Source organism: Micrococcus sp. CS26 (assembly GCF_055522295.1).
Genome location: NZ_JBVFVY010000008.1, coordinates 16,160 through 42,102 on the forward strand (window position 1 = coordinate 16,160; position 25,943 = coordinate 42,102).

General features: G+C 73.6%; 22 protein-coding genes. 14 read left to right on the forward strand and 8 right to left on the reverse strand.

Going from position 1 to position 25,943, the window contains the following annotated elements; translation table 11 throughout:
- Positions 1-86: 86 nt before the first annotated feature.
- Entirely contained in the window at positions 87-1,229 is a 1,143-nt protein-coding gene (gene ald / locus ACZ1IK_RS05285; protein ID WP_041102622.1) for an alanine dehydrogenase, read from the forward strand.
- Between the two features lie 36 nt (positions 1,230-1,265).
- On the opposite strand, the gene pdxT is transcribed toward ald, so the two are convergent.
- The 4 genes from pdxT to ACZ1IK_RS05305 form a co-directional block, all read right to left on the reverse strand.
- Positions 1,266-1,898 (reverse strand): pyridoxal 5'-phosphate synthase glutaminase subunit PdxT, encoded by a 633-nt coding sequence (pdxT, locus tag ACZ1IK_RS05290; RefSeq protein ID WP_170721351.1) that lies wholly within the window; start codon positions 1,896-1,898, stop codon positions 1,266-1,268.
- On the reverse strand, positions 1,895-2,839 hold the full coding sequence (pdxS, locus tag ACZ1IK_RS05295; RefSeq protein ID WP_036313496.1) for a pyridoxal 5'-phosphate synthase lyase subunit PdxS: 945 nt from the start codon (positions 2,837-2,839) through the stop codon (positions 1,895-1,897). Before pdxS ends, pdxT begins: the two co-directional genes overlap by 4 nt.
- Positions 2,840-2,954: 115 nt before the next feature.
- Positions 2,955-3,440, reverse strand: a complete 486-nt coding sequence (locus ACZ1IK_RS05300) for a DedA family protein (RefSeq protein ID WP_060974159.1) — start codon at positions 3,438-3,440, stop codon at positions 2,955-2,957.
- Positions 3,441-3,491: 51 nt separating this feature from the next.
- Positions 3,492-4,337 carry an HpcH/HpaI aldolase/citrate lyase family protein gene (locus ACZ1IK_RS05305; RefSeq protein WP_101967618.1) on the reverse strand — a complete coding sequence of 282 codons (846 nt, stop codon included), beginning with the start codon at positions 4,335-4,337 and terminating at the stop codon, positions 3,492-3,494.
- A 158-nt stretch (positions 4,338-4,495) separates the two neighbouring features.
- Here ACZ1IK_RS05305 and ACZ1IK_RS05310 point away from each other — a divergent pair, with 158 nt between their 5' ends.
- The 10 genes from ACZ1IK_RS05310 to ACZ1IK_RS05355 all read left to right on the forward strand — a co-directional run bounded on the left by ACZ1IK_RS05310 (position 4,496) and on the right by ACZ1IK_RS05355 (position 16,983).
- Complete coding sequence (locus ACZ1IK_RS05310; RefSeq protein WP_101967619.1) at positions 4,496-5,230, forward strand: GerMN domain-containing protein; 735 nt, start codon at positions 4,496-4,498, stop codon at positions 5,228-5,230.
- A 72-nt stretch (positions 5,231-5,302) separates the two neighbouring features.
- Positions 5,303-6,517, forward strand: a complete 1,215-nt coding sequence (locus ACZ1IK_RS05315) for an aminotransferase-like domain-containing protein (RefSeq protein WP_113914328.1) — start codon at positions 5,303-5,305, stop codon at positions 6,515-6,517.
- 94 nt (positions 6,518-6,611) lie between these two features.
- Positions 6,612-8,210, forward strand: a complete 1,599-nt coding sequence (locus ACZ1IK_RS05320; RefSeq protein WP_465098378.1) for a fumarylacetoacetate hydrolase family protein — start codon at positions 6,612-6,614, stop codon at positions 8,208-8,210.
- 2 nt (positions 8,211-8,212) lie between these two features.
- Entirely contained in the window at positions 8,213-8,914 is a 702-nt protein-coding gene (locus ACZ1IK_RS05325) for a GntR family transcriptional regulator (protein WP_355505218.1), read from the forward strand.
- An 83-nt stretch (positions 8,915-8,997) separates the two neighbouring features.
- A complete protein-coding gene (gene hpaE, locus ACZ1IK_RS05330) occupies positions 8,998-10,542 on the forward strand; it encodes a 5-carboxymethyl-2-hydroxymuconate semialdehyde dehydrogenase (RefSeq protein WP_465098379.1) in 1,545 nt (514 codons plus the stop codon).
- 262 nt (positions 10,543-10,804) lie between these two features.
- The gene (gene hpaD / locus ACZ1IK_RS05335; RefSeq protein ID WP_113914330.1) at positions 10,805-11,971 is read left to right on the forward strand and encodes a 3,4-dihydroxyphenylacetate 2,3-dioxygenase; all 1,167 of its coding nucleotides are present in this window, start codon (positions 10,805-10,807) and stop codon (positions 11,969-11,971) included.
- A 394-nt stretch (positions 11,972-12,365) separates the two neighbouring features.
- Positions 12,366-13,151, forward strand: coding sequence for a 2-keto-4-pentenoate hydratase (locus ACZ1IK_RS05340; protein ID WP_044658782.1), 786 nt, complete (start codon positions 12,366-12,368; stop codon positions 13,149-13,151).
- 142 nt (positions 13,152-13,293) lie between these two features.
- Complete coding sequence (locus ACZ1IK_RS05345; RefSeq protein ID WP_041102612.1) at positions 13,294-14,154, forward strand: HpcH/HpaI aldolase family protein; 861 nt, start codon at positions 13,294-13,296, stop codon at positions 14,152-14,154.
- Positions 14,155-14,363: 209 nt separating this feature from the next.
- Positions 14,364-15,314: a hypothetical protein gene (locus ACZ1IK_RS05350; protein ID WP_166437489.1), complete on the forward strand. Its 951-nt coding sequence runs from the start codon at positions 14,364-14,366 to the stop codon at positions 15,312-15,314.
- Between the two features lie 172 nt (positions 15,315-15,486).
- Complete coding sequence (locus ACZ1IK_RS05355) at positions 15,487-16,983, forward strand: protein adenylyltransferase SelO (RefSeq protein WP_159228067.1); 1,497 nt, start codon at positions 15,487-15,489, stop codon at positions 16,981-16,983.
- A 61-nt stretch (positions 16,984-17,044) separates the two neighbouring features.
- On the opposite strand, the gene ACZ1IK_RS05360 is transcribed toward ACZ1IK_RS05355, so the two are convergent.
- Together ACZ1IK_RS05360 and ACZ1IK_RS05365 are read right to left on the reverse strand one after the other, a co-directional pair.
- On the reverse strand, positions 17,045-18,334 hold the full coding sequence (locus tag ACZ1IK_RS05360; protein WP_041102609.1) for an NAD(P)/FAD-dependent oxidoreductase: 1,290 nt from the start codon (positions 18,332-18,334) through the stop codon (positions 17,045-17,047).
- Positions 18,331-18,660 carry a bifunctional 3-phenylpropionate/cinnamic acid dioxygenase ferredoxin subunit gene (locus ACZ1IK_RS05365; RefSeq protein ID WP_002857882.1) on the reverse strand — a complete coding sequence of 110 codons (330 nt, stop codon included), beginning with the start codon at positions 18,658-18,660 and terminating at the stop codon, positions 18,331-18,333. Before ACZ1IK_RS05365 ends, ACZ1IK_RS05360 begins: the two co-directional genes overlap by 4 nt.
- A gap of 321 nt (positions 18,661-18,981) precedes the next feature.
- Between ACZ1IK_RS05365 and ACZ1IK_RS05370 the strand changes: the two genes are divergently transcribed.
- Both ACZ1IK_RS05370 and ACZ1IK_RS05375 read left to right on the forward strand, forming a co-directional pair.
- Positions 18,982-21,057 (forward strand): LysM peptidoglycan-binding domain-containing protein, encoded by a 2,076-nt coding sequence (locus ACZ1IK_RS05370; RefSeq protein ID WP_465098380.1) that lies wholly within the window; start codon positions 18,982-18,984, stop codon positions 21,055-21,057.
- Between the two features lie 286 nt (positions 21,058-21,343).
- On the forward strand, positions 21,344-21,865 hold the full coding sequence (locus ACZ1IK_RS05375; protein WP_063188632.1) for an HPP family protein: 522 nt from the start codon (positions 21,344-21,346) through the stop codon (positions 21,863-21,865).
- Positions 21,866-21,881: 16 nt separating this feature from the next.
- Here the strand turns inward: ACZ1IK_RS05375 and ACZ1IK_RS05380 are convergent, their stop codons facing one another.
- The gene (locus ACZ1IK_RS05380) at positions 21,882-23,012 is read right to left on the reverse strand and encodes a histidinol-phosphate transaminase (protein ID WP_181743472.1); all 1,131 of its coding nucleotides are present in this window, start codon (positions 23,010-23,012) and stop codon (positions 21,882-21,884) included.
- A 56-nt stretch (positions 23,013-23,068) separates the two neighbouring features.
- Positions 23,069-23,797, reverse strand: coding sequence for an IclR family transcriptional regulator (locus ACZ1IK_RS05385; RefSeq protein WP_020624880.1), 729 nt, complete (start codon positions 23,795-23,797; stop codon positions 23,069-23,071).
- A gap of 198 nt (positions 23,798-23,995) precedes the next feature.
- On the opposite strand from ACZ1IK_RS05385, the gene ACZ1IK_RS05390 reads away from it, so the two are divergent.
- Positions 23,996-25,909, forward strand: coding sequence for an FAD-binding monooxygenase (locus ACZ1IK_RS05390; RefSeq protein ID WP_060973454.1), 1,914 nt, complete (start codon positions 23,996-23,998; stop codon positions 25,907-25,909).
- Positions 25,910-25,943 lie beyond the last annotated feature (34 nt).

Consider the following 25,943-nt stretch of genomic DNA (forward strand, 5'->3'; position numbering starts at 1 on the left):
GGGCACCGCGGTGACGGCGGCACCGGCGACCGCGCAGCGGCCCCCGCGCCCTCGCCGGAACGGGCCGGATGGGCTAGATTCGCCGCATGTTGGTCGCCGTGCCCACCGAAGTGAAGAACAACGAGTTCCGTGTGGCCCTGACGCAGGGCGGGGTCCAGGAGCTGGTGCGCGCAGGCCACCAGGTCCTCGTGCAGTCGGGGGCCGGCGTCGGCTCCGGCGCCTCGGACCAGGACTACCGCGACGCCGGCGCCGAGCTGGTCGACGACGTCGACGAGCTCTGGGAGCGCGCCGAGCTGGTCCTCAAGGTCAAGGAGCCGCAGCCGGAGGAATACGGCCGCCTGCGCCGCGGCCAGGTCCTCTTCACCTATCTGCACCTGGCCGCCTCCCCCGCGTGCACGCGGGCGATCCTGGACGCCGGCACGACGGCGATCGCCTACGAGACGGTCACCCGCGGTCGCTCCCTGCCGCTGCTGGCCCCCATGAGCCAGGTGGCCGGCCGCCTGGCCCCCGCCGCGGGCGCCTACCACCTCCTCCAGCCGCAGGGCGGCTTGGGCGTGCTGATGGGCGGCGTGCCCGGCACCCGCCGCGCCCGGGTGGCCGTGATCGGCGGAGGGGTGGCCGGCGAGGCGGCGGCCGTGATCGCCGCGGGCATGGGCGCGGACGTGACCGTCCTGGACATCTCCCTCGAGCGGCTCGCGCAGCTGGACGCCGTCCACCAGGGTCGGATCCGCACGCTGGCCTCGTCCCACCTGAACATCGGCGAGACCGTGGCGGACGCGGACCTCGTGATCGGCTCCGTGCTGATCCCCGGCGCCGCGGCCCCGAAGCTGGTGACCGCCGAGATGGTGGAGTCCATGCGGCCCGGCTCCGTGCTGGTGGACATCGCGATCGACCAGGGCGGCTGCTTCGAGAACTCGCGGGCCACCACCCACCAGGATCCGACGTACCTCGTGGGGGACAAGATCTACTACTGCGTCTCCAACATGCCCGGCGCCGTGCCGCAGACCTCCACCTCGGCCCTGACCAACGCGACGCTGCCCTACATCAAGCGCATCGCCGACCTCGGATGGCGCGCCGCGCTGGCCGCGGACGAGGGCTTCGCCGGGGGCCTCAACGCGCACGACGGCGTCCTCACCCTGCCCTCCGTCGCCACGGCCGTGGCCGACGAGCTCGGCCTGGACCCCCAGAAGGACGTCCGCGTCACCTCCGAGGTGCTCGCGGAGGCCTGAGCCCCGCGCCCGTCGCGCGCGGGGCCGGCCGGCCGCTCAGAGCCCCGCGAGGAACGCCCGGTGGAAGGACCAGTCGCCGGTCACCTCAGGGTGGAAGGCCGTGGCGAGCAGGTGGCCCTGCCGCACGGCCACGGGCAGCCGCGCGTCGCCGTCGAGCCCCGGTTCCGCCGCGGGCACGGACAGGCGCGACGCCGGCACGCTCGCCAGGACCTCGACGCCCTCCCCCGCCTGGACGACGGCGGGGGCGCGGATGAACACGGCGTGCACCGGCTCCGCCGCGACCGCGGGGATGTCCAGGTCCTCCTCGAACGAGTCCACCTGCGCGCCGAAGGCGTTGCGCCGCACGGCCACGTCCAGCACGCCGAGCCCGCCCTGATCCGGCGCCGGGTTGCGGATCTCGCGGGCCAGCATGATCAGCCCCGCGCACGTGCCGTAGGCGGGCAGCCCGTCGCGGAGGGCGGCGATGAGCGGGTCCTTGAGCCCCATGATCCGGGCGAGGCGGTCCATCACGGAGGACTCGCCGCCGGGCAGCACGATGCCGTCCAGACCCTCGAGGTCCGCGGGGCGGCGCACGGGGCGCGTGCGCGCGCCGAGGGACTCGAGCACGTGGGCGTGCTCCCGCACGTCGCCCTGGAGGGCGAACACGCCGACGGTCTTCTGTGGACTCACCAGCCGCGCTCGGCCAGGCGGTGCGGGGCGGGCAGGTCGCCCACGTTGATGCCCACCATGGCCTCACCCAGGCCGCGGGAGGCCTCGGCGACCGCCATCGGGTCGTCGAACTGGGCGGTGGCCTTGACGATGGCGCGGGCGCGCTCGGCCGGGTTGCCGGACTTGAAGATGCCGGAGCCCACGAACACGCCGTCGGCGCCCATCTGCATCATCAGGGCTGCGTCGGCCGGGGTGGCCACGCCGCCGGCGGTGAACATCACGACGGGCAGGGCGCCGGTCTCGGCGACCTCGCGCACCAGCTCGTACGGCGCCTGCAGCTCCTTCGCGGCCACGTACAGCTCGTCCTGGGCCAGGCCCTGGAGCTGGGCGATCTCCTTGCGGATGGTGCGGATGTGCTTCACGGCCTCGGAGACGTCGCCGGTGCCGGCCTCGCCCTTGGACCGGATCATGGCCGCGCCCTCGGTGATGCGGCGCAGGGCCTCGCCGAGGTTGGTGGCGCCGCACACGAAGGGCACGTCGAAGTCCCACTTGTCGATGTGGTTCACGTAGTCCGCCGGGGAGAGCACCTCGGACTCGTCGATGAAGTCCACCTTGAGCGCCTGCAGCACCTGGGCCTCCACGAAGTGGCCGATGCGCGCCTTGGCCATCACGGGGATGGACACGGCCTCGACGATGCCGTCGATCAGGTCGGGGTCGGACATGCGGGCCACGCCGCCCTGGGCGCGGATGTCGGCCGGGACCCGCTCGAGCGCCATGACGGCCACGGCGCCGGCGTCCTCGGCGATGCGCGCCTGCTCCGCGTTGACGACGTCCATGATCACGCCGCCCTTCATCATGTCCGCCAGGCCGCGCTTGACGCGGGTCGTGCCGGTGCCGCGGGCGCCGTCGTCGGCGGCGGAGGCGGTGGAGGCGGAGAAGCTGCGGGCGCGCTCGTCGCTCATGGTGGTCCTTCCGAAGGGGTGGCGGCCCCGGCCGCGGGGCGGCTGGCCGGGGCGAAGACGCGGTCAACTCTAGTCCCCCGGCGGCGCAGCCCGGCCCGCGTCACGGACGACGACGTCACCCGGCCCCGTGCCGGCGCAGCGTGCGGCGTCGGCGCCACACGACGAACGCGGCCACGGCCGCGAGGATCAGCACGAGGGCGAGGGCGCCCCGGCCCTCTCCGAGCGCCGCGCCGATGACGGCCCACACCACGGCCATCCCGACGGTCCCGTACACCACGCCCCACAGGAACGTGCCGAGCGCGGCCGCCGGCAGGAACCGGCGCCAGGGCATGCGGGCGACGCCGGCGGAGCCGATCACCGCCGTCTGGATGCCCACCGTGAGGTAGCAGAACGGGATGGCCCACACCCCGTGGCGCTGGATGAAGCGCTGGGCGCGGACATAGACGGGCCCCTCCATCACGCGGGCGAACCAGCGGGTCCGCTCGACGCCGGAGGCCAGCCCCCGCCCGAGCGAGAACACGATCAGGGTGCGCAGGATCGCCAGCATCCAGAAGAACCCGATGGACCACAGCAGCGGCAGCCCGTCGATCCACGCCATCATGGGCGGAGCCACCCGTCGGTGCGGGGACTCATGCGCGCGCCCCGGCCGTGCTCACGCGTTCCAGAGCCCGTACGAGTCCGCGAGGTCCGCGATCTTCTGGGCGCGCAGCACGCGGGGCAGGTACGAGCCGTCGCCGACGGCGGCGCCCTGAGCATGCTTCTCGAGCAGGTCGCGGGCCCACGCGAGCTCGTCCTCGGACGGGGACATCGCCCGGTTGACCCAGTCCACCTGATCCCGGTTCAGGACGAGGCGGCCGGTCATGCCCATCGAGGCGGTGACGGCGCTGGAGTCGACGACCGCGTCCTCACCGTCCGCGTTGCCGGGCGGTCCGTCGATCGCCCCGGGCAGACCGCCCACGCGGGAGGCGATCACCATGCGGGAGCGGGCGTAGGCCATGGCCAGCGGGTCCTCGCCGACGCCGACGTCCTTGCGGAAGTCGTTCACGCCGAAGGCGAGACGGAACGTGCCCGGCGCCTTGGCCACGGCCGTGGCGTTCTCGATGCCCAGGGCGGACTCCAGCAGGGCGATCACCGGGGTGCCGGCGCGCAGACGCATCGCGGTGAACGTGACCTGCTCCGGCTCCTCGGTCTCGGCCAGCACGACGCCGCGCACGCCGTCGAGACCCGCGAGCGCCTCGAGATCCCGCTGCCAGTGGACCGTGGAGGTCGCGGAGATGCGCACCCACGCCGTCATGCCACCGGAGAGGGCGTCCACGACGTGCTGGCGGGCCGCGTCCTTCTGCTCCTCCGGCACGGCGGCCTCGAGGTCGAAGATGACGGAGTCGGCCTCGGAGGCCAGGGCGGGGGCGAACGCGTCGGGGGTGGCCGCGTTGACCAGCAGCCAGGAGCGGCTGAGCTTGGCGGGCAGGGCGGCGGCGCGACGGTTCCTCACGGGCATGGCCTCCAGCCTAGCCCGCCGCGGCCGTCCGCCCGCGGGCCCCTTCCCACCCGCGGGAGGCCTCACATCCGCTCGCAGCGGGCGAGACGGACGGCCGTAGCATGGAGAGGCCGTCGGTCCGTCCGACGCCGCCGACCCCCGACCGCCAGGAGTACCCGATGCGCCCGCCCTCCCCTTCCCGCGCCCTGCGGATCACGGGTGCCGTGGCCGCCGCGTGCCTGCTGGCCGGCTGCGCGGTCGCCCCCGACCTGGCCGAGGACTCGGCGTCCGACGACGGCGTGCCCCTGCCCGCGACGGAGGGGTATCAGCCGCTGACGGTCCACCTCGCCGTCGCGGAACCGGAGGCGGTCCCGGGGACGAGCGGCCGGCCCTTCGGCTGCGGCGACCTGCTGGTGCCCGTGCAGACCGTGCCGACGGACACCGAGGACGAGGCGGACACCGCCCTGGACTTCCTGTTCGCGGACGAGCGCGGCTGGCACGGCGACCCGTCGCTGTGGAACGCCGTGTTCGACGCGCGCGAGACCCTCACCCCGACCGGGCACCGCCGCGAGGGCGACGTGGAGATCTTCACCTTCACCGGCACCGTGACGCCGGAGGACGAGTGCACGGCCGAACGGATCCGCGCCCAGCTGCAGGCGACCGCCGCCGCCTTCACGTCCGCGGGCCAGGTCCGACTCGAGGTGGACGGCCGGGACCTCGACGACGTGTTGGGGCTCGAACCGCTCCGCCTCGGCGAGTCCGTGGACGTCCCGCAGGGGGACCCCACGCCGAGTGGGGAGCCGAGCGACGGATCCGGCGGGCAGACGTGGGCGCCGGCCGAGGAGTCGTCGTGGGGTCCCGCCGAGCCGACCCAGGGCACGTGGTCCCCCGGCCAGGAGCCGAGCGCCCCCTGACCGCGCGACCCGCCGTCGTCGCCCGTCATCGGACCTTCGGGCACGGCCGCGCCGTGCTATAGGGTGCCGAGCGTGCGGAACCTCCGAGATCACCTGTCCCAGCGCGCCGTCGGCGTGAAGCAGTCCGCGGTCCGCGACGTCTTCGACATCGCGATGGACCCGAACCTCGTCTCGCTCGCGGGCGGGAACCCGTGGCTCGCCGACCTGCCCCTCGACGAGCTGGGCCGGATCGCCTCCGACCTGATGACCCGGTTCGGCACGGAGTCCCTGCAGTACGGCCCCGGCCAGGGCACCGAGGAGATGCGTGCCGCCGCGACCGCCGTGATGGCCGCCGACGGCATCCCGGACGCGGATCCCGACCTCGTGGTCATCACCCCCGGCTCGCAGGCCGCGATCGACACCGCCTGCCGGGCGTTCGCGAACCCGGGCGACGTCGTCGTGGTGGAGGACCCCACGTTCGTGGGCGCGTTGACCACCTTCACCACCTGGCAGCTCGAGGCCGTGGCCACGGGCACCGACGACCACGGCCTGGTGCCCGCGGCCCTCGACGAGACCCTGACCCGCCTGGCCGCCGAGGGCCGCCGCGTGGCCTTCCTCTACACGATCCCCTCGTTCGCGAACCCCTCGGGCGCCCTGCTGCCCCCGGGCCGCCGCGCCGAGGTGGGCGCGATCTGCGAGAAGCACGGCGTGCTCATCGTGGAGGACAACCCGTACGGGCAGATCGCGTTCGACGGCGAGCCCGTCGCCCCGATCGCCGCCGACCACCGGGACAACGTGGTCCACCTCGGCACGATGTCCAAGATCTTCTCCCCGGGCGTGCGCATCGGCTGGGCGCTCGTGCCGGCCGCGCTCAAGCGCGAGTTCTACCTGTGCGCGGAGTCCGCCTACATCCACGCGTCCACGTACTCGCAGATGCTCTCCACCGCCTTCGTCACGCAGCTGGACTGGCAGGGCCACGTCCGCCACGTGACCGGGCTGTACCGCGAGCGGGCCGCGGCGCTCGTGGACGCGGTGCGTGAGCACTGGGACCCGGCGGTCGAGTTCATCACCCCGCAGGGCGGCTTCTTCCTGTGGGCCACCCTGCCCGCCGGGGTGGACACCCTCGAGGTGATGCACCGCGGCATCGAGGCGGGCGCGGTGTTCGTGCCGGGGGCGGCCTTCACCCCCGTCGAGGGCACGCACTCCACCCTGCGCCTGGCGTACTCGTTCGTGGCGGCCGAGAAGCTCGTGGAGGGCGTGCGGCGCCTGGCCCCGGTGGTGAACGAGTCGATCGCACGGGCCCGCTGAGCCGCGGCGGGCGCCCACGACGACGTCGGCCCGGCGCGTCTGCCGGACGTGCGACCTCTTCCCCGGGCCCGTGAGATCGTATACGATCTCGACCATGACGCAGAGCACACCGGATCCCACGCCCACCGTCACCGAGCACGACTTCACCGTCCGGGAGAACCGGCCGGGCAAGGTGCTCGCCGTCCACCTGAACTACCCCTCCCGCATCGCCCAGCGCGGCCGGTCCCCGCAGGCCCCCGGCTACTTCCTCAAGGCCGGCACCTCCCTCGCCCGCACCGGCGACACCATCGAGCGCCCCGCCGGCACCGAGCTGCTCGCCTACGAGGGCGAGATCGCGCTGATCATCGGCCGCACCGCCCGGCGCGTCAGCCCGAAGGAGGGCTGGTCGCACGTCTCCGGCATCACCGCCGCCAACGACTGGGGCCTCTACGACCTCTGCCACGCGGACAAGGGCTCCAACGTCAAGAACAAGTCCGGCGACGGCTACACCCCGCTCGGCCCCGCGGTGATCTCCGCCGCGGGCCTGGACCCGGCCGCCCTGCGCGTGCGCACCTGGGTCAACGGCGAGATCGTCCAGGACGACACCACCGAGGGCCTCGTCTTCCCGTTCGGCCGGCTCGTGGCCGACCTCTCGCAGCTCATGACGCTCGAGGAGGGCGACGTCATCCTCACCGGCACCCCCGCCGGCTCCTCCGTGGCCCGGCCGGGCGACGTCGTCGAGGTGGAGGTGGACGCCCCCAGCGCCCCCGGCGCCCCGACCACCGGCCGCCTGGTGACGACGGTCGTCGACTCGGAGCACTCCCTGGCCCCGTTCGGCGCGCAGCCGCAGGTGGACGACGTGCAGCGCGAGGAGGCCTGGGGCTCCCGCCAGGCCGCCGGCCTGGCCCCGCAGGCCGAGGCGGCGTCGTCGTCCGCGGTGGACGAGAACGGCCACTGGGTCGCGAGCGCCCCGCAGCCGGACCGTTCCCTGCTGACCCCGGAGCTGCGCGCCAAGATCGACGCCATCGCGGTGGCCACCCTCACCGCCCAGCTGCAGAAGCGCGGCGTCCAGAACGCGACCATCGACGGCCCGCGCCCGATCCACCGGGGTCGGCGCGTCCTCGGCTACGCGAAGACCCTGCGCTACATCCCCAAGCGCGAGGACCTGGCCAAGGAGTTCGGCGGCGGCTTCAACGCCCAGAAGCGGGCCATCGATTCGGTGCAGCCGGACGACGTGGTGGTCATGGAGGCCCGTGGCGAGCACGGCACCGGCACCCTCGGGGACGTCCTGGCCCTGCGCGCCCAGGTGAACGGCGCGAACGCCGTGATCACGGACGGCGGCATCCGCGACTCCGCCGCCGTCGCCGAGGTCGGCCTCCAGGTGTACGCCGGCGCCACGCACCCGGCGGTGCTGGGCCGCCGTCACATCCCGTGGGAGGTCGGCGGCACCATCGCCTGCGGCGGCACCACCGTGCAGCCCGGCGACATCATCGTCGGCGACGACGACGGTGTGGTGGTCATCCCGCCGTCCCTGCTCCAGGAGGTCGTGGACGACGCCTACGAGCAGGAGCTCCAGGACGCCTGGGCGTACGAGCAGGTCAAGGTCGGCTACCCGGTGGACGGGATGTTCCCCCCGAACGCCGAGTGGAAGGCCAAGTTCGCCGAGTACCGCAAGACCCTGCCGGACGCCCCGGCCCCGGAGGGCGACGCCTGAGCATGCGCCGCACGGACATCGGAACGGTCGGCCTCGCAGGCGCCCCCGTCTCCAAGGCGGACCGCGCCTACCAGGCGATCCTCGAGGGGATCCGGGACCAGCGCCACGAGCCGGGCGACCGGCTGGTGCTGTCCCAGATCGCCGCGGAGCTGGGCATGTCCGTGGTGCCCGTGCGGGAGGCGATCCGCCGCCTGCAGTCCGAGAAGCTGGTGGCCTACGAGCGCAACGTGGGCGCGACCGTGGTCGGCATCGATCCGGTCGAGTACCGCCACACCATGGAGACGCTGGCGCTGGTGGAGGGGTTCTCCACCGCCCAGTGCGCCCCGCACGTGACCGCCGAGGACCTCGCGGCGGCCCGCGAGGTGAACGCGACCATGCGCGCGATGACGGAGTCGGAGACGGCCTGGGACCCGGTGGCGTTCACCGAGCTCAACCGCCGCTTCCACTCGATCCTGTTCGAGCATCACCAGAACGAGCACGTGCACGACCTGGTGCACCGCGGCTGGAACCGCCTGGCCGCGCTGCGCTCCTCCACGTTCGCGTACGTGCCCGGCCGGGCGGTGGCCTCCGTGGACGAGCACGAACACCTGCTGCGCCTGATCGAGGACGGGGCGCGCTTCGAGGAGATCGAGGCCGCCGCCCGCGCCCACCGCCTGAACACCCTGCGCGCCTACCTGGAGCACAGCGCCGAGCCGTCCGCGTGAGCGCCGGCCGGACCGGCGCCGACGCCGTCGGCTCCAGGCCCCGATCATCAGACCCACCCGAAGCACTCAGCGAAAGAGACACCATGACGGAGAAGACCAGCATCGAGGCCCGCACGCCCGAGGGCCTGCCCGACGTCCTGCGCCACTACATCGACGGCGAGTTCGTCGACTCGATCGACGGCGACACCTTCGAGGTGCTCGACCCGGTGACCAACGAGCCGTACCTGACGGCCGCCTCCGGCAAGGCCGCGGACATCGACCGCGCCGTCGCCGCCGCGAAGCGGGCCTTCGAGTCCGGCGAATGGTCCCAGGCCCTGCCGCGCCAGCGTTCCCGTGTGCTGCACCGGATCGCCGACATCATGGAGACCCGCGGCGACCAGCTGGCCGCCATGGAGTGCTTCGACACCGGCCTGCCGATCAAGCAGGCGAGGGGCCAGGCCGCGCGCGCCGCCGAGAACTTCCGCTTCTTCGCGGACCTGATCGTGGCCCAGCACGACGACACCTTCAAGGTGCCGGGCCGCCAGATCAACTACGTGAACCGCAAGCCGATCGGCGTCGCCGGCCTGATCACCCCGTGGAACACCCCGTTCATGCTGGAGTCCTGGAAGCTGGCCCCGGCCATCGCCACCGGCAACTCGGTGGTGCTCAAGCCCGCCGAGTTCACCCCGCTCTCGGCCTCCCTGTGGGGCGGGATCTTCGAGGAGGCCGGCCTGCCGAAGGGCGTCTTCAACATGGTCCACGGCTTCGGCGAGGAGGGCTACGCGGGCGACCCGCTCGTGAAGCACCCGGACGTGCCGCTGATCTCCTTCACCGGCGAGTCCCGCACCGGCCAGATCATCTTCGCCAACGCCGCCCCGCACCTGAAGGGCCTGTCCATGGAGCTCGGCGGCAAGTCTCCCGCCGTGGTGTTCGAGGACGCGGACCTGGACGCGGCGATCGACGCGACCATCTTCGGCGTGTTCTCCCTGAACGGCGAGCGCTGCACCGCCGGCTCCCGCATCCTGGTCCAGCGTTCCGTCTACGACGAGTTCGTGGAGCGCTACGCCGCCCAGGCCTCCCGCGTGAAGGTCGGCCTGCCGGACGACGAGACCACCGAGGTCGGCGCCATCGTGCACCCGGAGCACTTCGAGAAGGTCATGTCCTACGTGGAGATCGGCAAGACCGAGGCCCGCCTGGTGGCCGGCGGCGGCCGCCCGGAGGGCTTCCCCGAGGGCAACTTCGTGCAGCCCACCGTGTTCGCGGACGTGGCCCCGGACGCCCGGATCTTCCAGGAGGAGATCTTCGGCCCGGTGGTGGCCATCACCCCCTTCGACACGGAGGAGGAGGCCCTGCAGCTGGCCAACAACACCAAGTACGGTCTGGCCGCCTACATCTGGACCAACGACCTCAAGCGCGCCCACAACGTCGCGCAGAACGTGGAGGCCGGCATGGTGTGGCTGAACTCCAACAATGTGCGGGACCTGCGCACCCCGTTCGGCGGGGTGAAGGCCTCCGGCCTGGGCCACGAGGGCGGCTACCGCTCGATCGACTTCTACACCGACCAGCAGGCCGTGCACATCAACCTCGGCGAGGTCCACAACCCGGTGTTCGGCAAGCAGGAGCAGGCCGCGGCGCAGATCGACGGCTGACCCCGCGCTGACCGGCGACCATGACGGCGCCCGCACCGTCCCCGCGACGGTGCGGGCGCCGTCGTCGTGGTGGGGCCGGGCCGGGTCTCTCCCCCGGCCCACCGACGCGGGTTGAGTTGTCGCGGGTGCGGGCGCCCCGGACCCGCGACAACTCAACCCGCGTTCCTCGACCGCCTTCCCGCCGGTCGCCCGGATCGTATACGATCGAGCCCGTGACCGTGTCCCAGGCCACAGCGCACCGCCCCCTCACCAAGGAGCACCGATGACCAACCTCGAGAGCCGCCAGAAGACCTCCTCCGGCTTCTTCGTCACCAAGGAAGTCCCCATCGACCCGGAGAACCCCCTCCCCACCCCGACGTCCGAGGCGCCGGACATCCTGCGCTGCGCCTCGATGGAGCTCGTGGTCACGGACCTCGCCGCCTCCCGCGAGTTCTACGTGGACGTGCTCGGCCTGGTGGTCACCGAGGAGGACGAGGAGACCGTCTACCTGCGCTCCATGGAGGAGTTCATCCACCACAACCTGGTGCTGCGCCAGGGCGAGACCGCCGCCGTGGCCGCGTTCTCCTACCGCGTGCGCACCCCCGAGGACCTGGACAAGGCGGTCGCCTTCTACGAGGAGCTGGGCTGCCGCGTGGAGCGCCGGAAGGACGGCTTCGTCAAGGGCGTCGGCGACTCCGTGCGCGTCGAGGACCCGCTGGGCTTCCCCTACGAGTTCTTCCACGACGTCGAGCACGTGGAGCGCCTGGCCTGGCGCTACGACCTCTACACCCCGGGCGCCCTGGTCCGCCTGGACCACTTCAACCAGGTGACCCCGGATGTGCCGCGCGCCGCCCGCTACATGCAGGACCTGGGCTTCCGCGTCACCGAGGACATCCAGGACGAGAACGGCACCGTCTACGCCGCGTGGATGCGCCGCAAGCCCACCGTGCACGACACCGCCATGACCGGCGGCGACGGCCCCCGGATGCACCACGTGTGCTTCGCCACGCACGAGAAGCACAACATCCTGGCGATCTGCGACAAGCTCGGCGCCCTGCGCATGTCCGACCACATCGAGCGCGGCCCGGGCCGCCACGGCGTCTCCAACGCGTTCTACCTCTACCTGCGCGACCCGGACGGCCACCGCGTGGAGGTCTACACCCAGGACTACTACACCGGTGACCCGGACAACCCCGTGGTCACCTGGGACGTGCACGACAACCAGCGCCGCGACTGGTGGGGCACCCCGATCGTGCCGTCCTGGTACACCGATGCCTCCCGCGTGCTGGACCTCGACGGCAACCTGCAGCCGCTGGTCTCCCGCACCGACGACTCGGAGATGGCCGTGACCATCGGCGCCGACGGCTTCTCCTACACCCGCGAGGGGCAGGGCGAGGAGTCCATGCCGGAGTGGAAGCAGGGCGAGTACAAGCTCGGCAACCAGCTCTGACCGGCACGGCCGGCACCGCTTCGGGACACCACGACGACGGCGGGCACCCAACGCAGGTGCCCGCCGTCGGCGTCCGCCCTCCCTACCATCCTCCGCGTCTCCCCGCCCCACGCCGTTCGAGGCGGAAAATCCACCTCATTCGAGCCGGGAGGGCCAGTTTGAGCTCGATTTCCCGCCTCAAAGCGTGGGGAGCAGGGGTGTCCCGCCTCGCAGACGGGCGTCGGGGGGCTGGCCTGGCTCACGGTGCACCGCCGCAAGCCCGGGCTGGGCATCGGGACGCGCGCCCCGGACTGATCCGGGGCGGTGACAGGATGGCGACGGGGCCGGGGGCCGAGCCGCGTAATCGTATACGATGAAGGCCAGGCCCCTGCCCGTCGTCGTGAAGGAGACCGCTGTGCTGGACCACGAGACCCACGTCAAGATCGCCGACGAGCTGCACCGTGCGGGCATCGACCGCGTGCCCGTGCCGCGGCTGACCGCGCGCTACCCGGAGATGGAGATCGAGGACTCGTACGCCGTCCAGCGCATCTGGGCCGAGCGCCAGGTCGAGGCGGGCCGCCGCAAGGTGGGCCACAAGATCGGCCTGACCTCCAAGGCCATGCAGGACGCGACCGGGATCGACGAGCCGGACTACGGCGTGATCTTCGACGACCAGGTGTTCGAGTCCGGCCACGTGTACGAGTGGAAGAAGTACACCCATCCGCGCGTCGAGATGGAGCTGGCGTTCGTGCTGCGGGACGAGCTGCGCGGGCCCGGCCTGAACCTGATGGACGTGCTGCGCGCCACCGAGTACGTGGTGCCCGCGCTGGAGGTGCTGGACTCGCGCATCGAGATGGCCGGCCGCACCATCACGGACACCATCTCGGACAACGCCGCCCTGGGCTCCCTGGTGATCGGCGGCCGCCCCGTGGGCGTGCACGACGTCGACCTGCGGTGGGTCTCCGGCATCCTCTCCCGCAACGAGGAGATCATCGAGACCGGCGTGGCCGCGGGCGTGCTGAACCACCCGGCCAACGGCGTGCACTGGCTGGCCAACCGCATCGCCGAGCACGGAGACGCGCTCGAAGCCGGTGAGATCGTGCTCGCCGGCTCCTTCACCCGCCCGATGTGGGTGTACGAGGGCGACACCGTCTACGCCGACTACGGCCCGCTCGGCACCATCACCTGCCGCTTCGCCTGACCCGCCCGTCGTCGTCGCCCCGCCCGCCCGCGCCCGCCCGCCCGCAACGCGGGTTGACCTATCACCAGTACGACGCCGCTCCACCCGCGACAACTCAACCCGCGTCGGGTGGAGGATGCGGAGAACCCCGGAGGAACGTCCCATGCCCGTCCGCCACAACCCGCAGCCGCTGTTCCGCGACCTCTTCACGCCCGAGGCCGTCGCCGCCCGTGGGGGCCGCCCCGCCGCCGGCATGTTCCTCTCCTCCGGGGACCCGACGACGGCGGAGATCTGCGCCGGCGCGGGCCTCGACTACCTGCTCATCGACGCCGAGCACGCCCCGCTGACGCTGCAGGACGTCCTCGCCCAGCTGCGCGTGATCGCCGGCTACCGCGTGCCCACCCTGGTGCGCGTGCCGGCGCTGGACACCGTGGCCATCAAGCAGTTCCTGGACCTGGGCGCCCAGACCCTGTTGGTGCCCATGGTCGACGACGCCGCGATGGCCCGCAGCGCCGTGGCCGCCGCCCGCTACCCGGACGGCTCCGCCGAGGGCGGGGTGCGCGGCGTGGGCTCCGCCCTGGCACGCTCGGGCCGCTGGAACCGGATCCCCGGCTACCTGCCCGGCGCGGCGGACCACGTCTCCGTGATCGTGCAGATCGAGACGGCCGCGGGCGTGCGCAACGCCGACGAGATCGCGGCGGTGGACGGGATCGACGGCGTCTTCATCGGTCCCTCGGACCTCTCCGCGTCCCTGGGACTGCTCGGCCAGCAGTCGCACCCGGAGGTGGTGGCCGCGGTCGAGGAGGTCATCGCGAAGGTCAAGGCCGCCGGGAAGTTCGTGGGCGTCAATGCGTTCGTGCCCGCGCAGGCCGACGCCTACGCCGCCGCCGGTGCGGACTACGTCAACGTGGGCGCCGACGTCGCCCTGCTGGCCCGCGCCGCCGAGGCCCTCGCCGACCGCTGGTGCCCGGAGCCGAGCGACGCCGCGGCCGACGGGGAGGGCGCGCCCCGCACGTCGTACTGACCTGGTCATCCCCTCACTTCGGGGCGCGAAATCCACCTCAAGAACGCCCGATCCTGGCCCATGACGTGGATTTCCCGCCTCGAATGGCTCGGGGCCGGCGCCCCGGGGGACGTCACCGCCTCCTGCACAACCACGCCGGGCCCCCTCGTGCGTCCCCAGGCCCCCGCTCGTCCGTCTCGGGACGCGGAGCGACGGGGCACGCTCGCCGCATGCCCCGTCGTCCCGCCCCGCTGCCGCCGTCGATCGACCCCGCCGCCTTCACGGTCGACGACGCGCGCCGGGCGGGTGTGACGTGGTCCCGACTGCAGTCCTCAGACCTGCGGCGGCTGCGCCACGGCATCTACGGGCCGGCCGGCCCTGCGGCGGCCTCCGTCCGTGAGTGGACGATGGACGAGGTCCGCGCGTACCAGCGGCGCCACCCCGGCGTCGTCGTCAGCCATGAGACCGCCGCCCGCCTGCACGGCCTGACCGTGCCCGCACGGCTGCTGGCCCCCGGTGCGGTGCACGTCAGCGTCGGCACCTCGGGCGGCCGGCCGGTCCAGGCGGGTCTGGTGCCGCACCGCATCGAGGTGCCGGAGGGACAGCGGATGACGCGGGGCGGCGTGCTCGTGACGACGCCGGCCCGCACGCTGTGGGACCTGTGCGCGGCACGGTCGGCGCTCACCGAGCGGGACGTCGTCGCCGCCGGTGACGCGCTGCTCTACCCGCCGTGGCTGCCCGGCGGCGGACGCGGGGCTCCCGCCTACACCCCGGAGGAGCTCGTCCGATCGCTGGCCGAACGGGGACGTTTCCAGGGGCGAGGACTGGCCCGGGCGGCGCTGGCGAGGATGCGCGTGGGGGCGGATTCGCCGCGCGAGACACGTCTGCGGCTGGCGCTCGTCGATGCCGGGCTGCCGGAGCCCGAGGTGCAGTGCCGGCTGGACCCGTCAGACCGCCGCGCTCCGACGGTCGACCTCGGGTATCGGCCGTGGCGCCTCGCGTTGCAATACGAGGGCGAGCACCACCGCTCCGCCGAGCAGCAGGCCCGGGACGTGCTGCGCGACCGCTGGTGCGCCGACCGCGACTGGCTCTCGATCAAGGTCATGTGGGCCGACGCCCGGGACGACTACGCGGACGTCGTCGCCCGGGTGCGGCGCCGGGCGGCCGCGTTCGGTGGGTGACCCGGTGAGATCCACGGTCACCGCAGTCCGCCACGGCCCCCCGTTTCGAGGCGGGAAATCCAGGTCAAAGCGCTCTGGTCCACGCCCGTGGGGTCGATTTCCCGCCTCTAAAGGACGGGCCCGGTGGGAGTCGGCCCGTGAACACCCGGCCTCCCCCACGTAGCGTGGCCCCATGACCGCGTCCGTTCCCGCCCTGAGCTCGCATTTCGCCGACACCTTCCCGGAGCTCGCCCTGCCCTGGCAGGCCCAGGCCACGGACGGCCCGCAGCTCGTCCTGCTCAACGCCGGCCTCGCGGCGGAGCTCGGCCTCGACGCCGAGTGGCTCGCCACCGACGACGGCGTCTCCTTCCTCACCGGCGAGCAGCCCGGCCCGGGCGCGCGGCCGGTCGCGCAGGCGTACGCGGGCCACCAGTTCGGCCACTACTCTCCCCGCCTGGGTGACGGGCGCGCCCTCCTCCTCGGCGAGCTCACGGCTCCGGACGGTCGGCTCCACGACCTGCATCTCAAGGGCTCCGGTCGCACGCCCTTCGCGCGCGGCAACGCCGACGGGCAGGCCGTGCTCGGCCCCATGCTCCGCGAGTACGTGGTCTCCGAGGCGATGCACGCCCTCGGCGTGCCGACCACGCGGGCGCTGGCCGTCGTCGGCACGGGCCACCCGGTCCGCCGCGAGACCGTGCTGCCGGGTGCGGTGCTGGCCCGGACGGCCGCGTCGCACCTGCGCGTCGGCACGGCCCAGTACGCCGCGGCCCTCCCCGAGCAGGCGCACCCCACGGAGGTGCTGCGCCGGATCGTCGACGAGGCCATCGCCCGCCACCACCCGCACGCCACCGACGCCGAGCACCCCGCGCTCGCGCTCTACGAGGCGGTGATCGCCGCGCAGGCCGAGCTCATCTCCCGCTGGATGCTCGTCGGCTTCGTGCACGGTGTGATGAACACGGACAACATGACCCTGTCCGGCGAGACCATCGACTACGGCCCCTGCGCGTTCATCGACGCCTTCGACCCGGCCGCGAGCTTCTCCTCGATCGACACCCAGGGCCGGTACGCGTACGGCAACCAGGGGCCCATCGCCGCGTGGAACCTCGCCCGGCTCGGCGAGGCCCTCGTGCCCGTGCTCGACGACGACCCCGACCGCGCCGTCGCACTCGCCCAGGAGGCGCTGGGCAGGTTCCACGGCGCCCATCTCGCGGCGTGGCGGGGCGGACTGCGGGACAAGCTCGGCCTCCCGGCGTCGGTGGCGGAGGACGACGTCGCCGCGCTCACCGACCGCCTGTTCCCGTGGCTGGCCGCGGCGCGGGCCGACTGGACCTCGTTCTGGGTGCGGCTGGCCGAGCACACGGCGCCGCCCGTGGACGACGACGCGGCCCGCACCGAGGCGGCACGGCTCGTCCCCGGCGCCCCGGACCCCGCGGGGCTCGCCGCCTGGCTCTCGGACTGGCGGGCGATGGGTCCCGATCCGGCCCGCATGCGCGCGGTGAACCCCGTCTACATCCCGCGGAACCACCTGCTCGACGAGGCCCTGACGGCCGCGGAGGACGGGGACCTCACCGCCGTCCACCGGCTGCTCGAGGCCGTGACAGATCCCTTCACTCCGCGCCCCGGGTTCGAGCGGTACGCGGAGCCGGGTCCGGCGGACGGGGCCCCGTTCGTCACCTACTGCGGCACCTGACCGCTTGTCGTTGACGAAACGGACGCCCTCCAGGGCACTTTCGTTGACGAAACGGGCGCTCTCACCCCCGCGCCAGCGACTTGACCGGCACGGCCGGGTCCGCGAGCGCGGCGGCGTCCACCACGATCCCCCGGTCGATGATGCGCCGGGCGGCCTTGACGGTCATGGGGTCGTCAATCGACGCGGCCCCGCGCAGGGTCCCGTCCGCGGCCAGCGCGAAGCTCGCCACCACGACGCCGCGCACCTCGCGGTCCACGATCCGCCCACCGGCCGGCACCGTCATGTCCCCCACGGCCTCCACGTGTGCGTCGTACCGGTCGGACCAGAACCACGGGGCGCCCGGGGCGTCCGCCTGTCCCCCCAGGAACGCCGCCGCGGCGGCCGCACCGGACCGCAGGGCCGGCTCCCAGTGCCGCGACGGCGCCCACGCGGACTCCCGGGCGCGCGCGGCGTCGCCCACGGCCAGGATCCCGGGCACGGTCGTGCGGCCCATCGCGTCCGTGAGCACGCCGTCGGCCACCTCCAGACCGGCGTCCGCGGCGAGGGCGGTGTCCGGCACGGTGCCGCCGGCCAACACCACGACGTCGGCGTCCACGGTCCGCCCGTCGTGGAGGTGGAGCCGGTGGGCGGCCGGCAGTGCGGCGCCGCCGTCGGCGTCCCGGTGCTCGATCCAGGCCGCCCGCCCGACCTCGACCGCGACCCCGTGCTCGGCGTGCATCCGGTGCAGGCGGGCGGCCAGCGCTGGCCCGACCGCCGCGCGAGCCGGGGCGTCCGTCCCGGTCACGAGCGTCACCGCGGCGAGCGAGCGGCGCGCCGCGGCCGCGACCTCCGCCCCCGTGAAACCGCCGCCCACGACCGCCACCTCGGTCCCGAACGTCAGGCGGTCGCGCAGGGTCTCGGCGTCGGCGCGGGTGCGCAGGGTGATCAGGTCCGGGTGGTCGGCGCCGGCGACGTCGAGGGCCCGGGGTCGCCCGCCCGTGGCGAGCACGACCGCGTCCGCGTCCAGGACCCGCCCGGAGGCCGTCTCCACCCGGTGGGGCGCGGGGCCGCCGTCGGGGTGGACGCCGCCCGGCACCACCCGGACCGCCTCGTCCTCCACCAGCTCCACCCCGTGCTCGGCGAACCATGCCGGCGGGGCGAGCAGCAGGCGGTGCGCGTCCGCGTCGCCGGTCAGGAACTCCTTGCTCAGGGGCGGCCGGTCATAGGGCACGCCCTGCGGGTCCACGAGGGCGATCCCGCCCGCGAAACCGCGGCGCCGCAGCTCGCGGACCACGGCGAAGCCCGCGACGCCGCCGCCCACCACCACGACCGAGCCGGGCACGCCCGCCGGGGCGTCGACGTCGTGGCTCATGCGCCGGGGACGAGGTAGAGCTGGCCCTCGCGCTCCTCGACGCGGTGCACGCCGACGCCCTTGGTGGCGGGCAGGCAGAGCGCCTCGCCGGTGCGCAGGCAGAACTGCGCGGCGTGCAGGGGGCACTCCACGCGGTCGTCCTCGAGCCAGCCCTCGGCCAGCGAGGCGTCCTCGTGGGTGCACGTGTCGTCGATCGCGTGGAACTCGCCCGCGTCCGTGTGGAACACCGCGACGTCGTCCCTCGTCCCCGCCGTCGCCGCCGGGACGACGATCGCCTCGCCCTCCGGGACGTCCGCCGCCGCGCCGATGTGGATCGGCTCCGCCATGGTCTGCCTCCTCTGGTTCCCGGGCCGGGCGGCCCGTGGTGGTCTCCCGTCACCGTATCCCCCGGCGCGGACCCGACACCCCTCCGCTGTGCTCCGCCCCGGTGCCACACCGCGCCCACCTGTGAATGGGTGAACCGGACATCACGGGGGCGTGAAATCACCCGACAAGCCTTCGAAAAATGTTCCCGGGAATGGTCGATCACGCTACGATCACGACGGCTCTCCGGCCCTCATCCCGCCCTCACCACGTCACCGACCCGGGAAAGCGACACGGCCCGCGCCTGTCGTTCCTCGGGCACTCCACCTTCCGAAGGCATCCGCATGAAGATTCTCCCGCCGCGTTCCGCCGCGTCCCCCCGCCCGCTCGCGCCCGCCGTCGCGGTCGCCGCGCTCTCCGTCCTCGTCGGCGGCCTGCTCCCGCAGCCGCCGTCCGCGACCACGGAGGGCGCCCCCGACGTGCGCCCGCTCGACGACGCCGCCCGCGCCACGACCGTCGGCGCGGCCGCGACCCCCGCGTCGGCCGCTCCCGTCGAGGGCGCCGGCGTCGCGACCGTCCCGCAGGAGGGCGAGAACCTCGTCCCGGCCGAGGAGGCTCCGGCCGGCGTCGTGCTCGGCGAGCCCGTGGTGGACCGCCCGTTCACGGTGGCCGCCGCCGTGTGGGACACCGCGGCGGACGACGCCGTCGAGCGCGTGGAGATCCGCGTGCGTCAGGACGGGGCCTGGGGCCCGTGGCAGGTCCTGGATCGGCCCGTCCTGCCTGAGGACGCCGCCCCCGCGCGCACCGGCACGGACCCGTTCGTCGCGTTCGGCGCGGACGGCGCCCAGCTGCGCGTGACCACCGCCGACGGCGCAGCCCCGGCCGGCCTCGAGCTGTCCCTCATCGACCCGGGCACGGCCGCCACGGACGAGACCGTCGCGAGCGCGCACCCGGCGGTGACCGCCGAGCAGGCCGCGGAGACGGCCGGCCTGCCGCGGGGCGTGAAGTCGAGCGCCGTCGTCGGGGGCGCCGCACCCGCCGAGGCCCGCACCGTGGCCACGGCCTCGGATGCGCGCGCGAAGATCCTCCCGGACGTGATCACCCGCGCGCAGTGGGGCGCGGACGAGTCCTGGGCCGAGTCCTCCCCGCAGTTCGACCAGGTGCGCGCGCTGACCATCCACCACACGGCCGGCACGAACGACTACTCGCGCGCCCAGGCCGTGGAGCAGATGCGCGGCATCTACGCGTACTACACGAGGACCCTCGGCTGGGGCGACTTCCCGTACCACCTGATCACGGACCGCTTCGGCAACATCTACGAGGGCCGCCGCGGCGCCCTGGACTCGAACCCGCTGGGCACGCACGCGGGCGGGTTCAACCGGGGCACGATGGGCATCTCCACGATGGGCAACTACGACGTGGTCGCCCCGTCCGAGGAGGTGGTGGACGCGATGGCCCGCGCCACCGCCTACTACCTGTACCGCGACGGCATCGACGCGCGGGGCCGAGTCACCCTGACCTCGGGCGGCAGCACGAAGTACGCCGCGGGCACGCCCGTCACCGTGGACACGATCTTCCCGCACCGGGCCACGTCCGCGACCGCGTGCCCGGGGCAGCACCTGATGGCCCGCTTCGACGACCTGCGGGACCGCGCCGAGGCCATCGCGACGGCGGCCGGCCAGCCGCCGGCACCGGCCACCCCGGCTCCGACGCCGGCCCCGACGACCGAGCCGTCGACCGCCGGCACGTACACGGTGCAGCCGAACGACGGCTGGTGGACCATCGCCCGCCGCACCGGCGTGCCCGCGGCCACCCTCCAGGAGCTCAACGGCATGACCGAGTCGACCGTGCTCCACCCGGGCATGGTGCTGCGCACCGTCGCCGACCCGACCGCCCCGGAGCCCACCCCGATCACCACCGGCACCTACACGGTGCAGCCGAACGACGGCTGGTGGGTCATCGCCCGACGGACCGGCGTCAGCGCCGCGGAGCTCCAGCGGCTCAACGGCATGACGGCGTCCACCGTCCTGCACCCCGGCATGGTGCTCATCACGGCCGCCACGGCGCCGACCTCCCCGCCCGCGCCTGCCCCGGCCCCGGCCCCCGCCCCGGACACGTACACGGTCCGCGAGGGCGACGGCTGGTGGATCATCGCCCACCGCACCGGCGTGACGATGGAGACCCTCCAGCGCCTCAACGGCATGACCGCGACCACCGTGCTGCACCCGGGGATGGTGCTGCGGACCGGCCAGACCGCCTCCGCCCCGGCGCCCTCGCCCGCCACCTACGTGGTCCAGGCGAACGACGGCTGGTGGCTCATCGCCCAGCGCACGGGCGTCTCCATGGAGCGCCTGCAGCGCCTCAACGGCATGACGGTCTCGACCCTGCTCCACCCGGGCATGGTGCTGCGCACCGCCTGAGCACCCCGCCGGGACGACGTCGGCCCGCACCTGCGCGCGAAGGTGCGGGCCGCCGTCGTCGGTTGAGTTATCACCGGTCGTAGGCCGCCGCACCCGGGATAAGTCAACCGGCGTTCCCCCGAGGCACGAGTGGCACGCCGAAGACGCCCTCGTGGCGCCGCGCCGCTGAGCGGCCGTCACAGTCCCTCCCCCTCGGCCCCCGGACGGCCCCGGGCCCCGCCCGCGGCCTACCCTGGAGGAGCCCGACCCGGGAAGCGACCGAGTCACGAGGAGATGAGACGAGCGCATGACCCGCCTGCCCGGTCTGCGTCGCCCGCGGTTCCTGGACCCGTGGCGTCGCCCGCTGGCCCCTCGTCTGCCCTGGCACGTGGTCCTCGCGGCCTCGATCGCGGGGGCACTGACCATCGCCACCCTCAGCCTCGGCGAGGACCTGGCCTCCGCGCCGCTGCTGGTGGGCGCCTTCGGCTCCTCCTGCGTGCTCGTGTTCCTCGTGCCGCACGGCCCGCACTCCCACCCCGCCAACGTGCTCGTGGGGCACGTGGTCTCGGCCGCATGCGGGATCGCCGTGATCTCCATGCTGCCCCTGGCCTGGTACTCGCTCGCGGCCGGCATGGGCCTGGCCATGGCCGCCATGGCCGGGCTCCGCGTGATCCACGCCCCCGCGGGCGCCACCGCGCTGACGGTCATGCTGAGCAACGCGGACTGGGACTACCTGGTCACCCCGGTGCTCGCCGGGGCGCTGGTCCTCACCGGGTGCGCGCTGCTGTACCGCCGCCTGATGTGGCGGGTGATCGGGCCGGCGGAGTGAGCTCACGCCGGGCCGCTCACGTCAGGAAGTCGCGCGCCACCTCGAGGAAGCGGTCGTTGGCCTCCTGCTCGCCGATGCTCACGCGCACGCCCTCGTCCGCGAACGCCCGGACGGACAGGGCCCGGGCCTGGGCGGCCTCGGCGAAGGCCTGCGTGCGCTCGCCGAGCGGCAGCCACACGAAGTTGGCCTGCGAGGAGGGCAGGTCCCAGCCAGCCTCGGCCAGGGCGGCGGCGACGCGCTCGCGCTCGTCGACGACGACCTGCACGCGCTCGAGGACCTCGTCCAGGTGCTCGAGCGAGGCGATCGCGGCCTCCTCGGCCACCGTGGACACCGCGAACGGGGTGGCCACGGTGCGCAGGGCCTTGGTGATCTCCGGCTGCGAGACCGAGTAGCCCACGCGCAGGTTGGCCAGGCCGTGCGCCTTCGAGAAGGTGCGCAGCACGACGACGTTCGCGTGCTTGCGGTACATCTCCAGACCCTTGACCGCGTCCTCGTCGCGGACGAACTCCACGTACGCCTCGTCGATGACCACGAGGATGTGCGCGGGCACGCGCGCCAGGAAGTCCTCGACCTCGGCGGTCGTGAGCACGGGGCCGGTCGGGTTGTTGGGGGTGCAGAGCAGGATCACGCGGGTCCGCTCCGTGATCGCCTCCAGCATGGCCGGCAGGTCGTGGCGGTGGTCCGCGGTGAGCGGCACCTGCACGTCCACGGCACCGGCGGTGCGGACCACGATCGGGTAGGCCTCGAAGGAGCGCCACGCGAAGATCACCTCGTCGCCCTCCCCGGCCTCGCCGTGGCCGGCGAAGGCGGTGATGACCTGGGCCAGGGCGCCGAGGGAGCCGGCACCGGTCACGACGTCGTCCGCCGGGACGTCCAGGTGCGCGGCCAGGGCCTGGCGCAGGCCGGTGGAGAGGGTGTCCGGGTAGCGGCAGAGGGTGCTGGGCGCGCCCTCCGGGCCGGTCACGACCTGACGCACCCGGTCGATCACGCCGGGCACGGGCGCGTAGGGGTTCTCGTTCGAGGAGAGCTTGTAGGGGTGCAGGCCCGGGACGGCGACCGGCGGCTTGCCGGCGGCGTACGGCGGCAGCATGCCGACCTTCTTGTGGGGCGCGACCACGGCGGGCGTCTGCTGTGCGTCATCAGTCATGGCCACCAGGGTAATGCGGGCTGCGGACGCCGTGAGCGGCACCACGGGACCCGGGCTCAGGCTGCGCCGAAGGCGACGGCGACGGCCCGGGCCGCCTCACCGAGCCGGTCCCCGAGGCGCGCCGGGTCCTCCGGCCGCGTCGCGTAGACCACGGCGAGGGCGGCGGGCAGCTGGCCCGGGACCCGCAGCGGCACGGCCACCGAGGAGACGCCGGTGATGACCTCGTCGGAGCTGACGGCCCAGCCGCGCTCCCGCACGTCGTCGAGCTCGGGTCGCTCGGGCGGGGCCTCACCGGGCAGCCGCGCCCACTCCTGTCCGGTCAGGGCGACGGCGATCGCCATCCCCGGCGCACCGACCCCGAGGGGGTGCCGGGTCCCCGGCCGCTGCGTGACGAGGTTGCCGCTGGGCGGCTCGGCCGTGGCCAGGGTGAGGCAGTGGGCCCCGTCCCACACCACCAGGAACGCGGTCATGCCCAGGTCGGTGGAGACGGCGGTCAGGTGCGGCATGGCCGCCGCGCGCAGATCCTGCTCCACCCGGCGGGCGAGGACGGCCAGGCCGGGGGCGGCGTGGACGCGGCCGAGGCCGTCGCGGCGCAGCAGGCCGTGGGCCTCGAAGGTGCGCAGCATGCGGTAGGCGACCGAGCGATGGACGCCCAGGCCGTCGGCGAGGTCGGCGATGGTGGGCGGCTCGGGCGCCTCCACGACGGTCTCGAGCAGGGTGAGCGCGCGGGAGAGCGTCTGGGAGGGTGCGCCCTCCCGGACCGGGCCGCCGTCGTGCTCTGCCATCCGTGCTCCTCGCCTCGCGTGCCGGACGTGACGCGCCCGGGGCGTGGTCGGCCCGCGCACCGGTTGTGAACCCTGTCACGTCCGCGTACAGTCTGGCACACATGTGTTCCCAGGGGGAACACCGTGTTCTCTGAGAGAACACGCCGTCGGGTGGCACGCGCGCCGCGCAGCGACATCCCCCGCAGCGAAAGGACCCCCATGCTCTTCCACCACCACGGCTATGTCTCCACGAACCCGCGCGTCCAGGTGGCGGCCGGCATCGGCCTGGACCGCCCCGCCGAGCTGCCGGACGAGATGGACGTGCTGATCGTCGGCTCCGGCCCGGCCGGCATGATCGCCGCCGCCCAGCTCGCGATGTTCCCGGACGTCCACACCCGCATCATCGAGCGCCGCCCCCACCGCCTCGAGATCGGCCAGGCGGACGGCATCCAGGCCCGCTCCGTGGAGACCTTCCAGGCCTTCGGCTTCGCGAGCGAGATCATCGACGAGGCCTTCGACCTGACCTCCATGGCGTTCTGGAACCCGGCCGAGGACGACGCGGACACGATCGTGCGCACCTCGCTGGCCGAGGACGACCCGGAGGGCGTCTCCGAGTTCCCGCACCTGATCGTGAACCAGGCCCGCATCCTGGACTGGTTCGCCGAGTACATGAAGAACTCCCCCACCCGTGCGCGGCCGGACTACGGCTGGGCGTTCGAGACCCTCGAGGACACGAACGACGGCGAGCACCCCGTGCTCGTGACCCTGCGCCGCACCGTGGACGCCCAGGGCAACGCCCTCGAGGACCCCGCCTCGGGACCAACCCGCCAGGTGCGCGCCAAGTACGTGGTGGGCGCGGACGGCGCGGGCTCTCGCGTCCGCAAGGCGATCGGCCACACCCTGACCGGCGACGCCGCGAACCACGCGTGGGGCGTCATGGACGCGCTGGCCGACACGGACTTCCCGGACATCCGCACCAAGTGCGCGATCCACTCGTCCAGCGGCTCGATCCTCCTGATCCCCCGCGAAGGCGGGCACCTGTTCCGCATGTACGTGGACCTCGGCGAGGTCCCGGCGGACGACAACCACAAGGTGCGCCAGACCCCGCTCGAGGAGATCATCCGCCGGGCCCAGCAGATCCTGCGCCCCTACACGCTGGACGTGAAGGAGGTCGCCTGGCATTCGGTGTACGAGGTGGGCCACCGCCTCACCTCGGGCTTCGACAACCGCGAGCGCGTGGCCCACCCCAACGTGTTCCTGCTCGGCGACGCCTGTCACACCCACTCCGCGAAGGCCGGCCAGGGCATGAACGTGTCCATGCAGGACGGCTGGAACCTCGGCTGGAAGCTGGGCCAGGTGCTCTCCGGGATGGCCCCGGTCGAGCTCGTGCCGACCTACTCGGAGGAGCGCAAGGAGATCGCCAAGAACCTGATCGACTTCGACAAGGAGTGGTCGACGCTCATGGCCAAGCCCACCTCCGAGCTGGGCGACCCGAACGAGGTGGCCGAGTTCTACACGAAGACCGCCGAGTTCCCGGCCGGCTTCATGACGGAGTACCAACCCTCCCTCCTCACCACGGACGCCACCGGTCAGGCGCTGGCGCAGGGCTACCCCATCGGCAAGCGCTTCAAGTCGGGGCTGGTGGAGCGCTCGTGCGACACCAACGTGAAGCACCTGGGCCACCTGCACCGCGCGGACGGCCGCTGGCGCGTCTACGTGTTCGCCGACACCGCCTCCCCGCGCGCCGAGGATTCGAAGGTCGCGGCGTGGGCGAAGGCGATCGTGGAGGACCCGCGGTCCTTCCGCAACCGCCACACCCCGTCGGACGGACCGGAAGACGCCCGCTTCGACATCAAGGTCGTGTACCAGCAGAAGCAGACCGAGTTCGCCCACCCGGACGTGCCGTCGATCTTCCGGCCGACCACCGGCCCCCTCGGCCTGCACGACCTGAACAACATCTTCGCCACGTGTCAGCCCAAGCACGGCGAGGACATCTTCGAGGCCCGCGGCATCAGCCGTGACGGCGCCGTCGTCGTGGTCCGCCCGGACCAGTACGTCTCCGGCGTCTTCGGCCTGGACGAGGTCGACCGCCTGAACGCGTTCTTCGCCGGCGTGCTGCTCGACGCGAACTGAGCGGGCGGCGGCGGGCGCCCCGCCGCCGGCGCGC